Annotated in this window: 13 protein-coding genes; 7 read left to right on the forward strand and 6 right to left on the reverse strand. The window is 64.9% G+C overall.

The window, feature by feature from the left end:
* Nucleotides 1–1,560 carry a glycerol-3-phosphate dehydrogenase/oxidase gene (locus tag VGU00_RS10820; protein ID WP_327468346.1) on the reverse strand — a complete coding sequence of 520 codons (1,560 nt, stop codon included), beginning with the start codon at nucleotides 1,558–1,560 and terminating at the stop codon, nucleotides 1–3.
* A gap of 65 nt (nucleotides 1,561–1,625) precedes the next feature.
* On the opposite strand from VGU00_RS10820, the gene VGU00_RS10825 reads away from it, so the two are divergent.
* Nucleotides 1,626–2,543 (forward strand): LysR family transcriptional regulator, encoded by a 918-nt coding sequence (locus VGU00_RS10825; protein WP_327468348.1) that lies wholly within the window; start codon nucleotides 1,626–1,628, stop codon nucleotides 2,541–2,543.
* Here VGU00_RS10825 and VGU00_RS10830 read toward each other — a convergent pair.
* The 3 genes from VGU00_RS10830 to VGU00_RS10840 form a co-directional block, all read right to left on the reverse strand.
* Nucleotides 2,489–4,498 carry an alpha-glucosidase gene (locus tag VGU00_RS10830; RefSeq protein ID WP_327468350.1) on the reverse strand — a complete coding sequence of 670 codons (2,010 nt, stop codon included), beginning with the start codon at nucleotides 4,496–4,498 and terminating at the stop codon, nucleotides 2,489–2,491. The genes VGU00_RS10825 and VGU00_RS10830 overlap by 55 nt on opposite strands.
* Nucleotides 4,499–4,586: 88 nt before the next feature.
* Nucleotides 4,587–6,905 carry a TonB-dependent receptor gene (locus VGU00_RS10835; protein ID WP_327468352.1) on the reverse strand — a complete coding sequence of 773 codons (2,319 nt, stop codon included), beginning with the start codon at nucleotides 6,903–6,905 and terminating at the stop codon, nucleotides 4,587–4,589.
* Nucleotides 6,906–7,084: 179 nt separating this feature from the next.
* The gene (locus VGU00_RS10840; RefSeq protein ID WP_327468353.1) at nucleotides 7,085–8,008 is read right to left on the reverse strand and encodes a LysR substrate-binding domain-containing protein; all 924 of its coding nucleotides are present in this window, start codon (nucleotides 8,006–8,008) and stop codon (nucleotides 7,085–7,087) included.
* A gap of 102 nt (nucleotides 8,009–8,110) precedes the next feature.
* On the opposite strand from VGU00_RS10840, the gene VGU00_RS10845 reads away from it, so the two are divergent.
* Nucleotides 8,111–8,875 carry a phytanoyl-CoA dioxygenase family protein gene (locus VGU00_RS10845; RefSeq protein WP_327468355.1) on the forward strand — a complete coding sequence of 255 codons (765 nt, stop codon included), beginning with the start codon at nucleotides 8,111–8,113 and terminating at the stop codon, nucleotides 8,873–8,875.
* A 10-nt stretch (nucleotides 8,876–8,885) separates the two neighbouring features.
* Nucleotides 8,886–9,497, forward strand: a complete 612-nt coding sequence (locus VGU00_RS10850; protein WP_327468357.1) for an NAD(P)H-dependent oxidoreductase — start codon at nucleotides 8,886–8,888, stop codon at nucleotides 9,495–9,497.
* Nucleotides 9,498–9,500: 3 nt separating this feature from the next.
* Here VGU00_RS10850 and VGU00_RS10855 read toward each other — a convergent pair whose 3' ends face one another.
* Together VGU00_RS10855 and VGU00_RS10860 are read right to left on the reverse strand one after the other, a co-directional pair.
* A complete protein-coding gene (locus tag VGU00_RS10855; protein ID WP_327468358.1) occupies nucleotides 9,501–10,676 on the reverse strand; it encodes a benzoate/H(+) symporter BenE family transporter in 1,176 nt (391 codons plus the stop codon).
* A 25-nt stretch (nucleotides 10,677–10,701) separates the two neighbouring features.
* Nucleotides 10,702–11,466 carry an AraC family transcriptional regulator gene (locus VGU00_RS10860; protein ID WP_327468360.1) on the reverse strand — a complete coding sequence of 255 codons (765 nt, stop codon included), beginning with the start codon at nucleotides 11,464–11,466 and terminating at the stop codon, nucleotides 10,702–10,704.
* Nucleotides 11,467–11,712: 246 nt separating this feature from the next.
* On the opposite strand from VGU00_RS10860, the gene VGU00_RS10865 reads away from it, so the two are divergent.
* The 4 genes from VGU00_RS10865 to VGU00_RS10880 form a co-directional block, all read left to right on the forward strand.
* Nucleotides 11,713–12,327, forward strand: coding sequence for a fasciclin domain-containing protein (locus VGU00_RS10865; RefSeq protein ID WP_327468362.1), 615 nt, complete (start codon nucleotides 11,713–11,715; stop codon nucleotides 12,325–12,327).
* Nucleotides 12,328–12,367: 40 nt separating this feature from the next.
* Nucleotides 12,368–12,955: a fasciclin domain-containing protein gene (locus tag VGU00_RS10870; protein WP_327468364.1), complete on the forward strand. Its 588-nt coding sequence runs from the start codon at nucleotides 12,368–12,370 to the stop codon at nucleotides 12,953–12,955.
* 164 nt (nucleotides 12,956–13,119) lie between these two features.
* A complete protein-coding gene (locus VGU00_RS10875; protein WP_058803547.1) occupies nucleotides 13,120–13,401 on the forward strand; it encodes a proton-translocating transhydrogenase family protein in 282 nt (93 codons plus the stop codon).
* A gap of 1 nt (nucleotide 13,402) precedes the next feature.
* The coding region (locus VGU00_RS10880) for an NAD(P)(+) transhydrogenase (Re/Si-specific) subunit beta (protein WP_327468366.1) at nucleotides 13,403–14,233 on the forward strand (831 nt) is incomplete at its 3' end.

Below are 14,233 nucleotides of genomic sequence, written 5' to 3' on the forward strand. Positions count from 1 at the left end.
TCACTCTCCCAAAAGCCTGCGGCTTTCCTCGTTGATCTGTCGGCAATGCGCGATCTGCGCCGCCGTCATGGCGTCATCCCAGCCGAGCAACGCGCCCATCGCCTCGGCGGCCGGCACGAGCGCGGCAAGGCCGGCACCCTCGTCGAACCAGGCACGTGCGCTGCGGCGGACCCAATAATCCTCCAGCGTTGCTGCACCTTCGTGCGTCACCGCACGCGCGGCCTCGGCGGCGATGTCGCCGCCCGCGATGACAATCTCGTTTGCCTCGTCGCCGTACAGGCGCGCCAGCCGTTCGGCGGCGCGCGGGTCGAGGCGGTTCAGCCCGTCGCCGACGCCGCGCGATCCGCCGGGCAGCGGTGCATCGGCGGTCGAACAGGGCAGGGCGGTCTGCCCCAGCCGCTCGACGACCAGATCGACCACCCGTTCGGCCATCGCGCGATAGGCGCTGAGTTTTCCGCCCGCGATCGACACGAGCCCACCGGGCGAGGTCCAGATCTCGTCCTTGCGCGACACCTCGTTGGCCTTCTTTCCCGGCTGCGCGATCAGCGGCCGCACCCCCGACCACAGCGAGACGATCTCGGCGTCACGGATCGGATCGATGCGCAGCGCCGCTTCGGTCGCGCGCAGCAGATAATCGATGTCGCCCCGCGTTGGCGCGGGCCAGTAATCGGCGCCATCGTGGAACACGTCGGTCGTCCCGATGTAGGTGAAGGCGCCGCGCGGCACCGCGAAGATGCTGCGTTTGTCGGGCGCGCGGATGATGATCGTTGCATGGATCGGCAAGCGCTCGCGCGGCAGCACCAGATGGATGCCGCGGCTCATCGACATGCGCGTGTCGCTTTCGCCTGCCTCCAGCCCGCGGACCTTGTCGACCCATGGGCCCGCCGCGTTGACCACCAGCTTCGCCCTGATCCGCGCGCCCAAGCCGTCGTCCAGCGTCGACGTCGCGACCAGCCCGTCGCCCGTCAGTTCCGACGCCGCCGCATGATTGACCACCACCGCGCCCGCACCCTGCGCGCTGCGGATATTGGCGAGCACCAGCCGCGCATCGTCGGTCAGGAATTCGGGGTACAGCACCGCACCATTCAGCCTGTCGGTGCGCATCAGCGGCTCGCGCCGTTGCAGTTCGGCCAGCCCTATCACCTCATGCTTCTCGGCCTCGGGCACGCTGCCGAGCTTTTCGAAGGTCCACAGGCCCGTCCGCAATTTCGCGGTCATCGCCATATTCGTCGTCGGGATCAGGAAAGGCGAGAGCGTCGTCAGATGCGGCGCGATCCGCCGCACGACCTGCCGCTCCGACGCCGCTTCCTTGACCAGCGCGATATCGCCCTGGCTGAGGTATCGCAGCCCGCCGTGGATCATCTTCGAGCTTCGGCTGCTCGTCCCGCTCGCATAGTCGCGCGCCTCGATCAGCGCGACCGACAGCCCGCGCATCGCCGCATCGCGCGCGATCCCCGCGCCGGTGATCCCGCCGCCGATCACCGCCAGGTCGAACGCCCGCGATTCCAGCTCGGCAAAGACATGCGCGCGCCGGCGGGCATCGAGTTGAATGCTGCTCATGACAACACGCTAAGCGCATCACAGCGCCATTGGTATTGCATTATAGGAATGATATGGTGCGCGCCATGAACCTCCGCCGCCTCCGCCATTTCGACACGCTCTACCGCCTCGGCAGCTACGCGCGCGCCGCCGACGAACTTGGTCTCACGCAATCGGCGCTCACCCGATCGATCCAGAAGCTCGAGGAGGAACTGGGCGCCACGCTCTTCGACCGCACCACCCATTATGTGCGCCCGACGAGCGACGCCGACCGGCTGATCCGCTCCGCCCGCGACGTCATCGCCGCCTCTGCGAACCTCGAACAGGAAGCGCGCGGGCTCGGCCAGCCGACGGGCGGCACCGTCGCGGTCGGCAGCGGCCCCTATCCGCTGCAACCCTTGCTCACCGACGCGATCGCGCGCTTTGCCGAAATGCACCCGGGCGTGCGCGTCACCGTCACCGGAGGCCCGTCCGAACAATTGCTCGAAACGCTCGTCGACCGCCGCCTCGACCTCGTCGTCTGCAACCGCGCCAAATTCGCATCGTCGGGTCACGCCGACGAGGTGCTCTGCATCCCGCTGCCGCCCGAGCCGCTGATGCTCGTCTGCGCGCCCGATCATCCGCTTGCGAAAGGCGAGGGCGACAGTGCCGATTTCCCCTGGGCGCTCCCGCGTCCCGCGCCGGGCAGCAATTTCCCGCGCGCGCTCCGTGCCCGCGTCGCCGCGGGACAATTCCCCGATTACGAGCTCGATTCCACCGCCGCCTGCCTCGACATGGCGGCGAGCGGCCGCGCGATCACCGTCGTGCCTCGGCGGCTCGCGGAGCGTAGCGGCCTCGCGATGATCGCGCTCCCGCCGGCCGAAGTCACCCGCGATGCGATCCATCTCCTCCGCAACCGCAGCCGCAGCGCGCTCGTCGCCGCCTTTGTGACGGTACTGAAGGAGGTCGCTCAGGCAGAGACGATCGCGTCGAACAGTGCGCTATCGGCGGATCCCGCGCGATAGAATACCGGCGGCTGCCCGAACGGCGCGGCGACGGTCACATCGCTACCGCCTGCGTAGGTCTTGCCCGACCAGATATGCACCCACTCGATGCCGGCAGGCAGATAGGTCGTCCACTCGCTTTTCCCCGCCGCGATCACCGGCGCGACGAGCAGGTCGGGACCGAGCAAATAGCTCGTCTGGATCGCATAGGTCTCCGCATCATCCTCGAAATGCAGGAACAGCGGCCGCTGCACGGGCAAGCCCGTCTCCGAAGCCTCCTTAGACAACCGTCGGATGTACGGCGCCAGATGCGCATAAACGCGCGTCATCTTCGCAAAATGCGCGAGCAGTTCGGGATCGTCGTCGTATTGCACATTCTGCCGCGGCCTATTGCCCTCGTGCGTGCGGATCATCGACGTGAACGCCGACATTTCCGCCCAGCGCATCGCCAGCTCGGCATCGCGCACCGTGTCGAACAGGCTCGTATAACCGCCGCAATCGCTATGGTGATGCGCATTACCCAGCATCCCTGCCGACAGTGCGGCGCAGATCACCGTGCCGATGCCGTCGTGGCGTGAAAAATCGACCGACTGGTCGCCCGCCCACAGCATCGGGCAATGGCCCTGCACGCCGGCCCCGCCCGATCGCATGAACACCATCATCTCGCCCGTCTGCTCGCGTCCGGCAATACCCTTGGCGTTGACCTCGCCCCACAGCGTCGGCCAGCGATTGTGCGCGGTCATCCCGCTCTCGCCATTCGCCAGCCGCACATCGACGGGCAGATATTCGCCGAAGTCGGCCATCCAGCCCGACAGGCCGAAATCGATCATCTTTTCTCCAATGATCGTGTCGGCGAACCACTGCGCGGCTTCCGGGTTGGTGAAATCGACATGCCCGCAATCGAACTCTCCGAAGTCAATCACATAGGGCTCGTCCTTTTCGGGGTGCATCACCATGAAACCCTGCGCGGCGGCGTCGGCATAGAGCGGGCCGTCGACCGCGAGATAGGGGTTCACATAACCGAGGAAACGAATGCCGCGGTCCTTGAGCTCGGCGATCCGGGCCGGCAGGTCGGGGTAGCGCTCCGCATTCCACTGCCAGTCCCAGAACAGCCGGTTGCCGAAGCTGGTGATGCGGAGGCCCACCCAATCCTCGCACCAAAGCCCCGACACCGCGACCCCGGCCTCCTCATAGGCCTTGAGGCGTGCAAAGCTGTTGTCACCGTCTTTCAGCCCGATCACGGCACCCTTGAGCAGCCATTCGGGCAGCGGCGGCTGGCGCCCGAAGCGATCCGACAGCGCGGTGACAAGTTCGGTGAAGTGCGGCCGCGCCCATAGCTCGATCTTCGCGGGAATCTCCCACACCTCGACCTCGTGATAATCCTCGGCGCGGAAATCGAACGCCGCATAGGCAAAGCTGTCGACGTGCAGCGCGTAGCGCCGCGAACTCACATAGGTCGGCTGCGGATAATTGGTGTGCGAATAGCTGCCGCCACCGCCCTTGCGGTGCGCCTCGACCTGCCTGAACAGCTCCGACGAGGGATCGCGTCCAACGCCGGGCTCGCTCGACCAGAGCGGGAAGTGCCGCCCACGCAGGTCAAAATAGGAGAATTGCTCGCCGCCGCCCCACACATGCTCGCCCGCATCGGCGGGCACGCGGAGCCACAGCCGGTTGAGCGTCGCGTCGAGCGCCGTCAGCGCGATAACCGCATCGCCATCATCGCCCGACACAGCGGCTTCGAGCAGCCAGGGTTTCCCGGCAGCTTCGGCAAAACGCAGCACCTCACCATCGTCCTCGACATGCCCCAGCGCGATGCGTTCGATCACCTCCTGGCCCACATCGAAATGCCCCAGCTTCGCATGGACGTGCGGCACCCCGCGTCCGACGAAGAAACAGGGCGCGCCCTCGCCATGCTTCAGGATCACTTGCCCGCCGAGGCGGAGCGCAAAGCCGGTATCGAGCGCATCGAGCGCCATAGGGGAGGATCCTTTCGCGGCCACAGGGCGGGCCGTCCATATAATTACCCCGCCGCGTCGTGGACGGACGCGGCGGGGCAGGGGGTCTTTAGAAATTCATCCGTGCGGTGACGCCGAAATAACGCTCGGCATCGCGCGGGGTGATCTGGCGCATGAAGCTCGTCCCGTTCGGGATGCGCTGGATCACGAAATGCTTGTCGGTCAGGTTCTTGACGATGAACGACAGGCTGTATTTGTCGTCGTCGGTGCTCACCTTGATGCCGGCATCCCAGATCGCATAGGCCTTCTGGAACGCATTGGGGTTCTGGTTGATGTCGAACTGGGTGCGGCTCTGATACACGAGCGAGCTGTTCAGATCGACGTTGAACCCGTCGATATTGAGCGGCAAACGCCAGTCCATCGTCACCGTGCCCTTGTACTTGGGGGCAAAGGGCAAAGGCTTGCCGTTGATCGCATCGGCGCAGGTCACCGCGGCGCCCGACGGACAGATGAACTTGTTGATATGCGCGTCGGTGTAGTTGAACCCGCCCGACAGCGAGAAATCGTCGGTGATCGCGGCGTTGAAGTCCATTTCGATCCCGCGCGTCGACACCGTGCCCGCATTGGTCAGGCGCGTGACGACCTGCCCGGCGACGAGGTCGAGGAAGTTCGCCTGATAATTGTCGTATTTGGCGTAAAATCCCGCGATGTTCAGCGTCAGGCGGCGGTCGAACAGCCGGGTTTTCAGGCCGACTTCATAGGCGTCCGACTTTTCGGGGTCGATGCGGCCGGTATCGCGCGCCTGCATGTTGAAGAACACGTTGAGCGCCGGCCCCTTGTAGCCACGCGTATAGGTGGCGTAGCCGACGATATCGTCGGTCAGATCATATTGCAGGCCGGCATTGCCCGACCAGCCATTGTCCTTGATCGACCCCGCCGCAGTGAAGGCCGGGTTTACGCCGGGGAAAGCGGTCAGCGAGGTCGACCGGCGGGCAAAGTCATAGCTCACCTTGTCCTCGGTGTAGCGCAGTCCCAATATGCCGCGGAACGCATCGGTGAAATTGAACGTGCCCTGGCCGAAGGCCGAATAGCTCGTCAATTTGGTCGTGAAATCGGCATTGCCTTCGTTGGTGACATAGGTCGACGACCCCGCGGCGCACGGCGTCAGCCCGCCGACCGTCGGCAGCGTCGACGCGGTGCAACTCGTCACCGTCCGATTGAAGAAATCGACTTCCTTCGTGTGATAATAATAAAGCCCCGCAACATATTCGAAAAACTGCGGATTTGCCGACGCGATGCGCAGCTCCTGCGTGAACTGGTCGAACTTCAGGTCGCCGCGGTCGTGCGAACGGACGTCGCCCGACGCGGTGCCGGTGTTGACATATTTGGGCGCATCCGACCGGAAATCGCCGTCGCGCTGCTGGTAATTGTACCAGTGGCGGTACGCGGTGATCGAGGTCAGCGTGACCCCGCCAAGGTCGAGGTCGATCTGCCCCGACACGCCGCTGTTCTTGTCCTTGGTATAGGGATCGAGGTCGTTGTCGATGTCCTTGTTCTTGCCGTCGAGCGTCAGCGGCGCGAGGCTCGGGATGAATACGGCGTTGTTGAATGCCGAGGAAAAGACGGTGCCGATGCTGTCGGCGAAACCATTGTCGCTGTTCTTCGAATAGTCGGCGATCAGCGTGATCTTGAGGTTGTCGGTCGGCTCGGCAATCAATTTGCCGCGCACGCCCCAATGTTCGTATCCGTTGACCTTGTTGCCGTTGAACACATTGCGGGCGTTGCCGTCATATTGCGACCAGAAGCCGGTGAGCGACGCGCGGATGCCGTCGCCGAGCGGGCCGCCGATGCTGCCGCGGATGCGATATTCATTGCCCTCGTACCAGGCGGCGTCGATGTAGCCGCCGAGCTCGTTACCGGGCTCGCGCGACACGATGTTGATCACGCCGGCGCTGGCATTCTTTCCGAACAGGCTGCCCTGCGGCCCGCGCAGCACTTCGATGCGTTCGACGTCAAGGAAGTCCGACGTCTGCTGGCCGGTGCGCGCGTAGACGACGCCGTCGATGACCGTCGACACCGACGGTTCGACCCCCGACGAGAAGCTGATCGTGCCGACGCCGCGGATCGACAGCGCCGAATCCTTGTTGGTGTTGCCCTTGCGGAAGGTCAGCGTCGGGACGCGCTGGAAAAGCTGCTCGGCCGAATTGACGTTCGATCGCTCGAGCTGCGCGCCCGATACGACCGAGATGGCGACCGGCACGTCCTGAAGATTCTGCTCGCGCTTCTGCGCGGTGACGATGATGTCGGTCGAGGCGAAGGGCGCATCGGTTTCGGCGGCGGCCTCTTGCGCGGCGGCGGGCATCGCCAGCGCAGCGGCGCTCAGCGCCGACGACAGGAACAGGGTTTTTTTGAACGGCGAAAACTTCATTCTATCCTCCCCAAGAGGCCACAGCGGATCTGCGTCCGCTCGTGCGTCGAGTAGGAGGCTCGGCGTGCCCCCTAATATCTACTTATTCGATTGACAATATGGTCAATCCGCCGACTTAGGGATGCGCGGAAAATATATATCAGTCCAATCGAGAAATGTCGGTCTGTTATGTCCAAATGCTATGGCTTGGACGAGACGACCTTGCGGACATGGTCGAGGCAGGCGGCAGTTTCGCGCGCCACATCGGCATTGAGCCACGCCACAATCTCCGGTGTCGGGCCGATATCGGGTTCGAGCAACGCGAAATCGAGATAGACCGGCGGCGCGATCGGGCGGATTGCGACATTCAGCCGGTGGAACAAGGGCGCGCTGAACGGCTCGGCGATCGACACGCCAAGCCCGGCTTCGACAAAGGCATATAATATCTGCGAATGCTGCGTTTCCAGCCGGCGCGACACCGGGATACCCGATGTTTCCAGCGCCGCGTCGATCCCATTCCACAGCGCGTCGGCCTCGTGCATCGGGCCGATAAACTCTTCGCCTGCCAGATCCTCGACCGCCAGATGCGGTCGCGCCGCGAGCGGGTGGTTCGCGGGCAGGATGCAAACATATTCGGCACGCGCGAGCATCGTCGACCTTATGCCCTCGCGCCCCTGCGCATCGACCCCGATGCCAAGGTCGGCTTGCCCAAGGAAGACGCGCTCCTCGATCGCGCGCTGGCCGAGCGATTCCACCGTGATCTTGATGTCGGGATAAAGGATGCGAAAACGCGCGATCACCGCCGGCAGGATCGCCATCGCGATCGCCGCGAGCGCTGCGATCCGTACCGTGCCCACCGGATGCGCACGGATACGCCGCGCGGCCTGGTCGAGCAGGTCGAGCCCCGCATAGCTCCGCCGTACCGCCTCATACAGCGCCTGCGCCTGCGCGGTCGGGTGCACCCGCGCGCCGCGCCGGTCGAACAGGCGAAAGCCCACCGCACGCTCCATGTCGGCGATCAGCCGGCTCACCGACGGCTGGCTGATATTCAGCATCGTCGCGGCGGCTGTAATGCCCCCGCTCATCATCACGGCGCGAAACGCCTCGACCTGTCTCATTCGCATAGGCCATAGTATAGACGTATGACTGCTGGATGCAATTCGATTGGATGCGATGGACGAATCGGGGGTATCAGATCCGCATTGGATAAATCCGGGAGAGACGAAATGGATTATGCGGCGCAGCGCGAACAATTCGCCACCGAAGGCTATGCGGTCTTCGAACGCATCCTCGAAGGCCCGCTGCTCAACCTGCTCCGCGAAGAATGCGGCCGCGTGATCGACCGCGAGGACGCCCGCCTCGACAGCCTCGGTGTCGAAGTCGATGGCATCAGCCACAAGGGCAAGCGCTATTTCGCCGGCGAATGCCAGCGCCAGCAGCCCGATCTCCGCAAGATGCTGTTCAGCGAAACGATGGCCGACGTCTGCCGCGCAACGCTCGGCGAAGACGCCTATTTCTTTTACGACCAATATGTCGTGAAGGGCGCCAGCGAAGGCATGCCGTTCAGCTGGCATCAGGATTCGGGTTATGTCGTCGGCAACGGCGGCCCCGCCGATCACAAGCCGTACCTGACTTGCTGGTGTACGCTCGACGACACCACCGTCGCCAACGGCACCGTCCGCATCATGCCTTTCTCGCAGGCGCCCGAGACGCGCGACGGCATCGTCCCGCACATCCGCCAGCCGGGCAGCAACGACCTCGTCGGTTACACCGGCGACAATGAGGGTGTAACGCTCGAGGTGCCCGCGGGCAGCATCGTCGCTTTCTCCAGCCTCGCGCTCCACGCAACCGGATCGAACTCGACCCCGAACATGCGCCGCGTCTATCTCGCGCAATATTCGCCCGAACCGATCCTCAATCCCGGCACCAACCACCTCCGCCGCAACGCGATCGCGTTCCTTCGCGGCGGCAGCCAGGTGACCTTCAACTGAGGAGGAAGTCATGATCGATCGTCCCCGCATCGTCGCACTCGGCGGAAACGCCACCGCCGGCGGATCGGCCGAACGCCTGCTCCGGCACGCGCTCATACGTTGCGAGGCGCAGGGCGCGGAGACACGTCTTTTCGCGGGCGAGGCGATCGATCTGCCGATGTACGCGCCGCACCGCAGCGAACGCTGTTCGAAGGCGCAGGCGCTGATGGCGGCGCTACGCGATGCCGACGGCATCATCGTCGCCTCGCCCGCCTACCACGGTACGGTGTCGGGGGTGGTCAAGAATGCGCTCGATTACGCGCAGGACCTGGTCTCCGACGCGCAGCCCTATTTCGATGGCCGAGCGGTGGGCCTGATCGCGGTTGCGGGCGGATGGCAGGCGGCGGGCAGTACGCTCGCGACGCTACGCTCGATCACCCATGCGCTGCGCGGCTGGCCCACGCCGATGGCGGTCACGGCGAACAGCAGCCAGCCGCTTTTCGATCCCGACGGCCTGCTCACCGACGACGGCATCGCGATGCAACTCGACATCATGGCCGGGCAGGTGATGACATTCGCGCGTATGAAGGCAGCCTATGCGATGGCCGCTAGAACCGAAGCGGCGGTGACGCTGCCGGTGTAATCGTCAGGCGCGTCTCAGGAACCGGCCCGCGGCGAGCGCCAGAAAACCGACCACCAGTCCCCAAAAAGCCGACCCCAGCCCGAACAGGGCGAGCCCGGACCCCGTCGCGAGAAAGGTCAATATCGCCGGGTCGCGGTCCTCCTGCGCGCCCAGCATCGTCCCCATCGCACCAAGCAGCGCCGGGATCAGCGCCACGCCGGTCAGCGCTGCGATCACCGACGGCGGGAGCGCGAGGAAGAGGCGCACCAGCAACGGCGAAAAAATGGCGAGCAGCAGGTAAAATGCGGCATAGAGCATACCGACCGTCCATCTTTTTCCATGGTCGGGATGCGCTTCCTCGGCGGTGCAGATTGCCGCGGTGATCGCGGCGAGATTGACGCCATGGGCGCCAAAGGGCGCCGCTGCGAGCCATGCGACGCCCGTGCCGACCAGCAACGGGCGCGGCGCCGGTTCATAGCCCGCGCTGCGCAGCACGACGAGGCCGGGCAGATTCTGCGATACGAGCGTGACGAGGAACAGCGGCAATCCGACGCTGAGGATCGCCCGGGCGTCGAAGACCGGCGCGACGGGGATGAGTGTGCCGAACGTGGCGCCGGGCGGCAGCGGTTCGATGTCGCCGCGCAGCAGCGTGAGCGCCATGCCGGCGGCGAGCGCAAGCAGTAAAGCATAGAGCGGAAAGCGCTGCCGCGCCGCGACAAAGACCGCGACGAGCAGGGCGACGAGCAGCGGATCGGCTGCGCCGAGGCCGAATAATTTGAGGCAGAAGGGCAGCAGGACGCCAGCCAGCATGGCCGACGCGATCGGCGCCGGGATGCGCTCGGCAAGCCGTCCGAGCAGCGGCACCGCGCCGAGCAGGATCATCATCAGCGCCGCCGACAGGAAGATACCGATCGCGACGGACCACGACAGGCCGGCGGTCGCGGCCGCGAGCAGCGCTGCGCCCGGCGTCGACCAGGCGAGCACGACGGGCATGCGCAGGCGCCACGACAGCGCAGCGCCTGCGACTCCAATGCCAAGGCACAATGCCGTGACCGCCGATCCGGTTTGCGCCGTCGACGCACCGAGATGCCGCATCGCCTGGACGACCAGCGCGATGGTTCCGCCAAAGCCGACGAGACCGGCGATCAGCGCCGAGGACCAGGCGGGAACGGGGGGCAGCCGGCCGAACATCGCTGTCATGCACCTGTCTTCCGTACGTCGATCATCAACTGGCATACGGGGTCATTTCCAACCGCCGCATTTCGGTCGGTGCCATGCCGAAGCGGCGCGCGAAGGCGCGGGTAAAGCTTGCGTTGCTCAAATAGCCGCAACGATATCCGATGCTCGATATCGGCAAGTCGCTCTGCGCGAGCAACTGCCTGGCCTGTTCAAGCCGACGCGCGCTGACCGCTTCGGGAACCGTGCATTGATAGAGCTGGCGAAACCCGTGCGTGAGCTTCGCCTTGCTGAGGCCGCATCGGCGCGCGACGGTGCTGACGGTCAGCTTCTCCTGCCAGCATTCGTTCACCAACTGATGCGCGGCTGCCACGCGCGTGATATCCTGTTCGCTCAACGTCGTCGCGCCGCCGACCTCGACCATACGGTCGGCTTCGAGAGCGGCGAAAAGCTGGCAGAGCAATTCCATGCTGCGCGCGGTGCGAAGCATGGTCGATGCCGGACTGTCGCCATCTACCGCGACGAGTGCGCGGCCGAGCCCGCGAAGATCGGCGGGGAGGTACCAGCGTCCTTCCGGCTTGGGAAGCATGCCGAACAGCGTCGAACAGGCTTCGCGGCCGATCGCGAACACGACCAGATGGTCGATCGCCTCTGCGGTCAGATCGTCCTGACCGAGCATCATGACGGCTGGCTCGCCAATATCGCCAAAGCCGAGGATCAGCGCGTCGCCGGGAAGGGCGGTCGGATCACAAGGGCCGCGCCCCACGAAGCTGGTAAATTGGGGCGAAATGACAACGGAGCGCTTGCTGTTCATGGCGCGTCTATAGCCACAGCTCTCGCGTATCGCACGCGCGAATAGCAGCGGTCGATTCTCCCGATCAACCGGCCCGCAATCCCGTCCCGATCAGGCCGCGGCATACGGCCGGTATCGGTGTCGATCGGGCGCGTGCGTCGGGGCTTGGGCAAAAATGGCGGATTTCGGCCTTTTCACGAAACTTACTTTGGTTACTATGTGTCCAGGGTAGCTAACCCTGACGTTAAACCAACTGGAGACTGATTGATGATGCCTGCGAAGCTTTTCGCCACTCCCCTCCTTGTATTTGCGACGCTGTCGCCCGTTTATGCGCAGGAAGCACCTGCCCCGGCCGAAACTGCGGCCCCCGCTACTGAAGCCGAAGTCGCTGCCGACGCGGCAGCGCCCGCCGAAGCCGCCGCGCCGGCAGAGCCGACGGGTATCGCGCTCGAAATCGGCGCCAAGCCCGACCACAAGACGTTGGCCAACGCGCTGACCGCGGCCGGCGTTTCGGAAAAGCTGGCCGGCCAGCCCTTCACGATGTTTGCGCCGACCGATCAGGCCTTTGCCGCGGTGCCACAGTCGATGACCGACTGGCTGATGAATCCGGGCAACACCGAATCGCTCGCCAAGGTGCTGACCTATCATGTCGTTCCCGGCCGCGTGACCGCCGAGGATCTCTATGCCAAGATCAAGGCCGGCGGCGGCAAGGCGACGCTGAACACGGTCGAAGGCGAAGCGCTGACCTTCACCGAGGTGCAGGGCAACATCAAGGTCGATGGCACGCAGGGCAGCAGCGGGTTCATCACCCAGCCCGACGTCGAGCAGTCGAACGGTAATATTCATGTCATCAACGGGGTGTTGATGCCGACCCTCGGCTGACGATTCGCGCCGCTGCGGTCGTCAATTTGAAGGACGGACCATGAAGACCCCCCTCATCCTGACGGCCGCAGCGGTCGCATTCGCGCTTTCGGCCTGCAGCAGCAAGCCCGACGAGGCGCCTGCGGTGGAGGCTGCGGCGGCGGTCTCCACCGTCGACGAGCCCGTGGCAGCAAGTTCGGCGACCACGATCGCGGCAGGCATCGCGGCTTCGCCAACATTCAAAAGCCTCGCGGACAGCCTGCAGGCAGCAGGCCTTGCTGAAACGCTCTCGGGCACCGGACCGTTCACTCTCTTCGCGCCGACCGATGCCGGCTTTGCGCAGGTCGCACCGGTGACCCGCGACGGCTGGATGCGCCCCGCGCAAAAGGACGTCCTCGCCGGCGTTCTCAAATATCATGTCGTTCCGGGGAAGCTGACCGCCGCCGACATCGCCGCCAAAATCGCCGAAGGGGGCGGGAAGGCGGTGCTCAAGACGATCGACGGACCGGAACTGACCGCGACGAAAAGCGGCGATGCGATCCTGCTCACCAGTACCAGCGGCAACAAGGCAATGGTGACCGGCGCGGATGTCGATCGGTCGAACGGTATCGTGCACGTCGTCGATGCGGTGCTGATCCCCAATATGTGAATTGTCGCCGGTTCGGCCGGCCCCGCGATATTTTATGTCGCCAGATGCGCGCATTTCCCGCGCCGGGAAATGCGCGCGCTGCCTTTTTGACAGCTTTGGAGTCGACACGCCGGACGGCGCACGGCAAGAGGTGCGCGAAACGGAATCAGCAGGGGAGCGAGCCCGTGGATTTTATCGCGATTTTTTCGATTTTCGTCCTGGCCTGCTTTGTCGGCTATTTCGTCGTCTGGTCGGTGACTCCGGCGCTGCACACGCCGCTGATGAGCGTCACCAACGCCATTTCGTCGGTTATCATCGTCGGTGCGTTGATCGCCAGCGCCGCTGCGGGGTCGGCGACCTCGAAATGGCTGGGCCTCGCCGCTGTGGTGATGGCCAGCATCAACATCTTCGGCGGCTTTGCCGTCACGTCGCGCATGCTTGCGATGTACAAGAAGAAGGAGCGCTGAGATGGACGTACAGACCATTCTCTCGGCCGCGACCGGCGGCCATGGCGCGGTAAATCCTTACGCCGCTATCGCCTATCTGGTGTCGGGCATCCTCTTCATCCTCGCGCTGCGCGGCCTGTCGAGCCCGGCGACGGCGCAAAGCGGCAACCGCTTCGGCATGATCGGTATGACGATCGCGGTCGTCACCACCATGATCACTCATGCGCCCGAGGCGATGGTTCTCGACGGAGACGGCAGCTTTGTTCTCGACACCGTCGGCCTGATCGAAATCCTTGCGGCGATCGGCATCGGCGCGGTGATCGGCATTGTGATGGCGCGCAAGATCGCGATGACCGCGATGCCGCAGCTCGTCGCGGCGTTCCACAGCCTTGTCGGTCTCGCCGCGGTCGCGGTGGCCGCCGCCGCCTATCTCAACCCCGTCGCCTTCGGCATCGCCGATGCCGCGGGACAGATCCATGTCGTCAGCCGTATCGAGATGGGGCTCGGCATCGCGATCGGTGCGATCACCTTCTCGGGATCGGTCATCGCCTTCCTGAAGCTCAACGGCAATATGTCGGGTTCGCCGATCATGCTGCCCGGGCGGCACGTCATCAACCTCGGCACGCTCGCCGCGATCGTCGCGCTGACGGCGTATTTCACGCAGGACCAGTCGCCGTGGGTGTTCTGGACGATCACGGGCCTGAGCTTCGCGATCGGCTTCCTGCTGATCATCCCGATCGGCGGCGCCGACATGCCCGTCGTCGTGTCGATGCTCAACAGCTATTCGGGCTGGGCCGCGGCGGCGATGGGCTTCACGCTCGGCAACACCGCGATGATCATCACCGGCGCGCTC

Source organism: Sphingopyxis sp. (genome assembly GCF_035944815.1).
Taxonomy (GTDB): domain Bacteria; phylum Pseudomonadota; class Alphaproteobacteria; order Sphingomonadales; family Sphingomonadaceae; genus Sphingopyxis.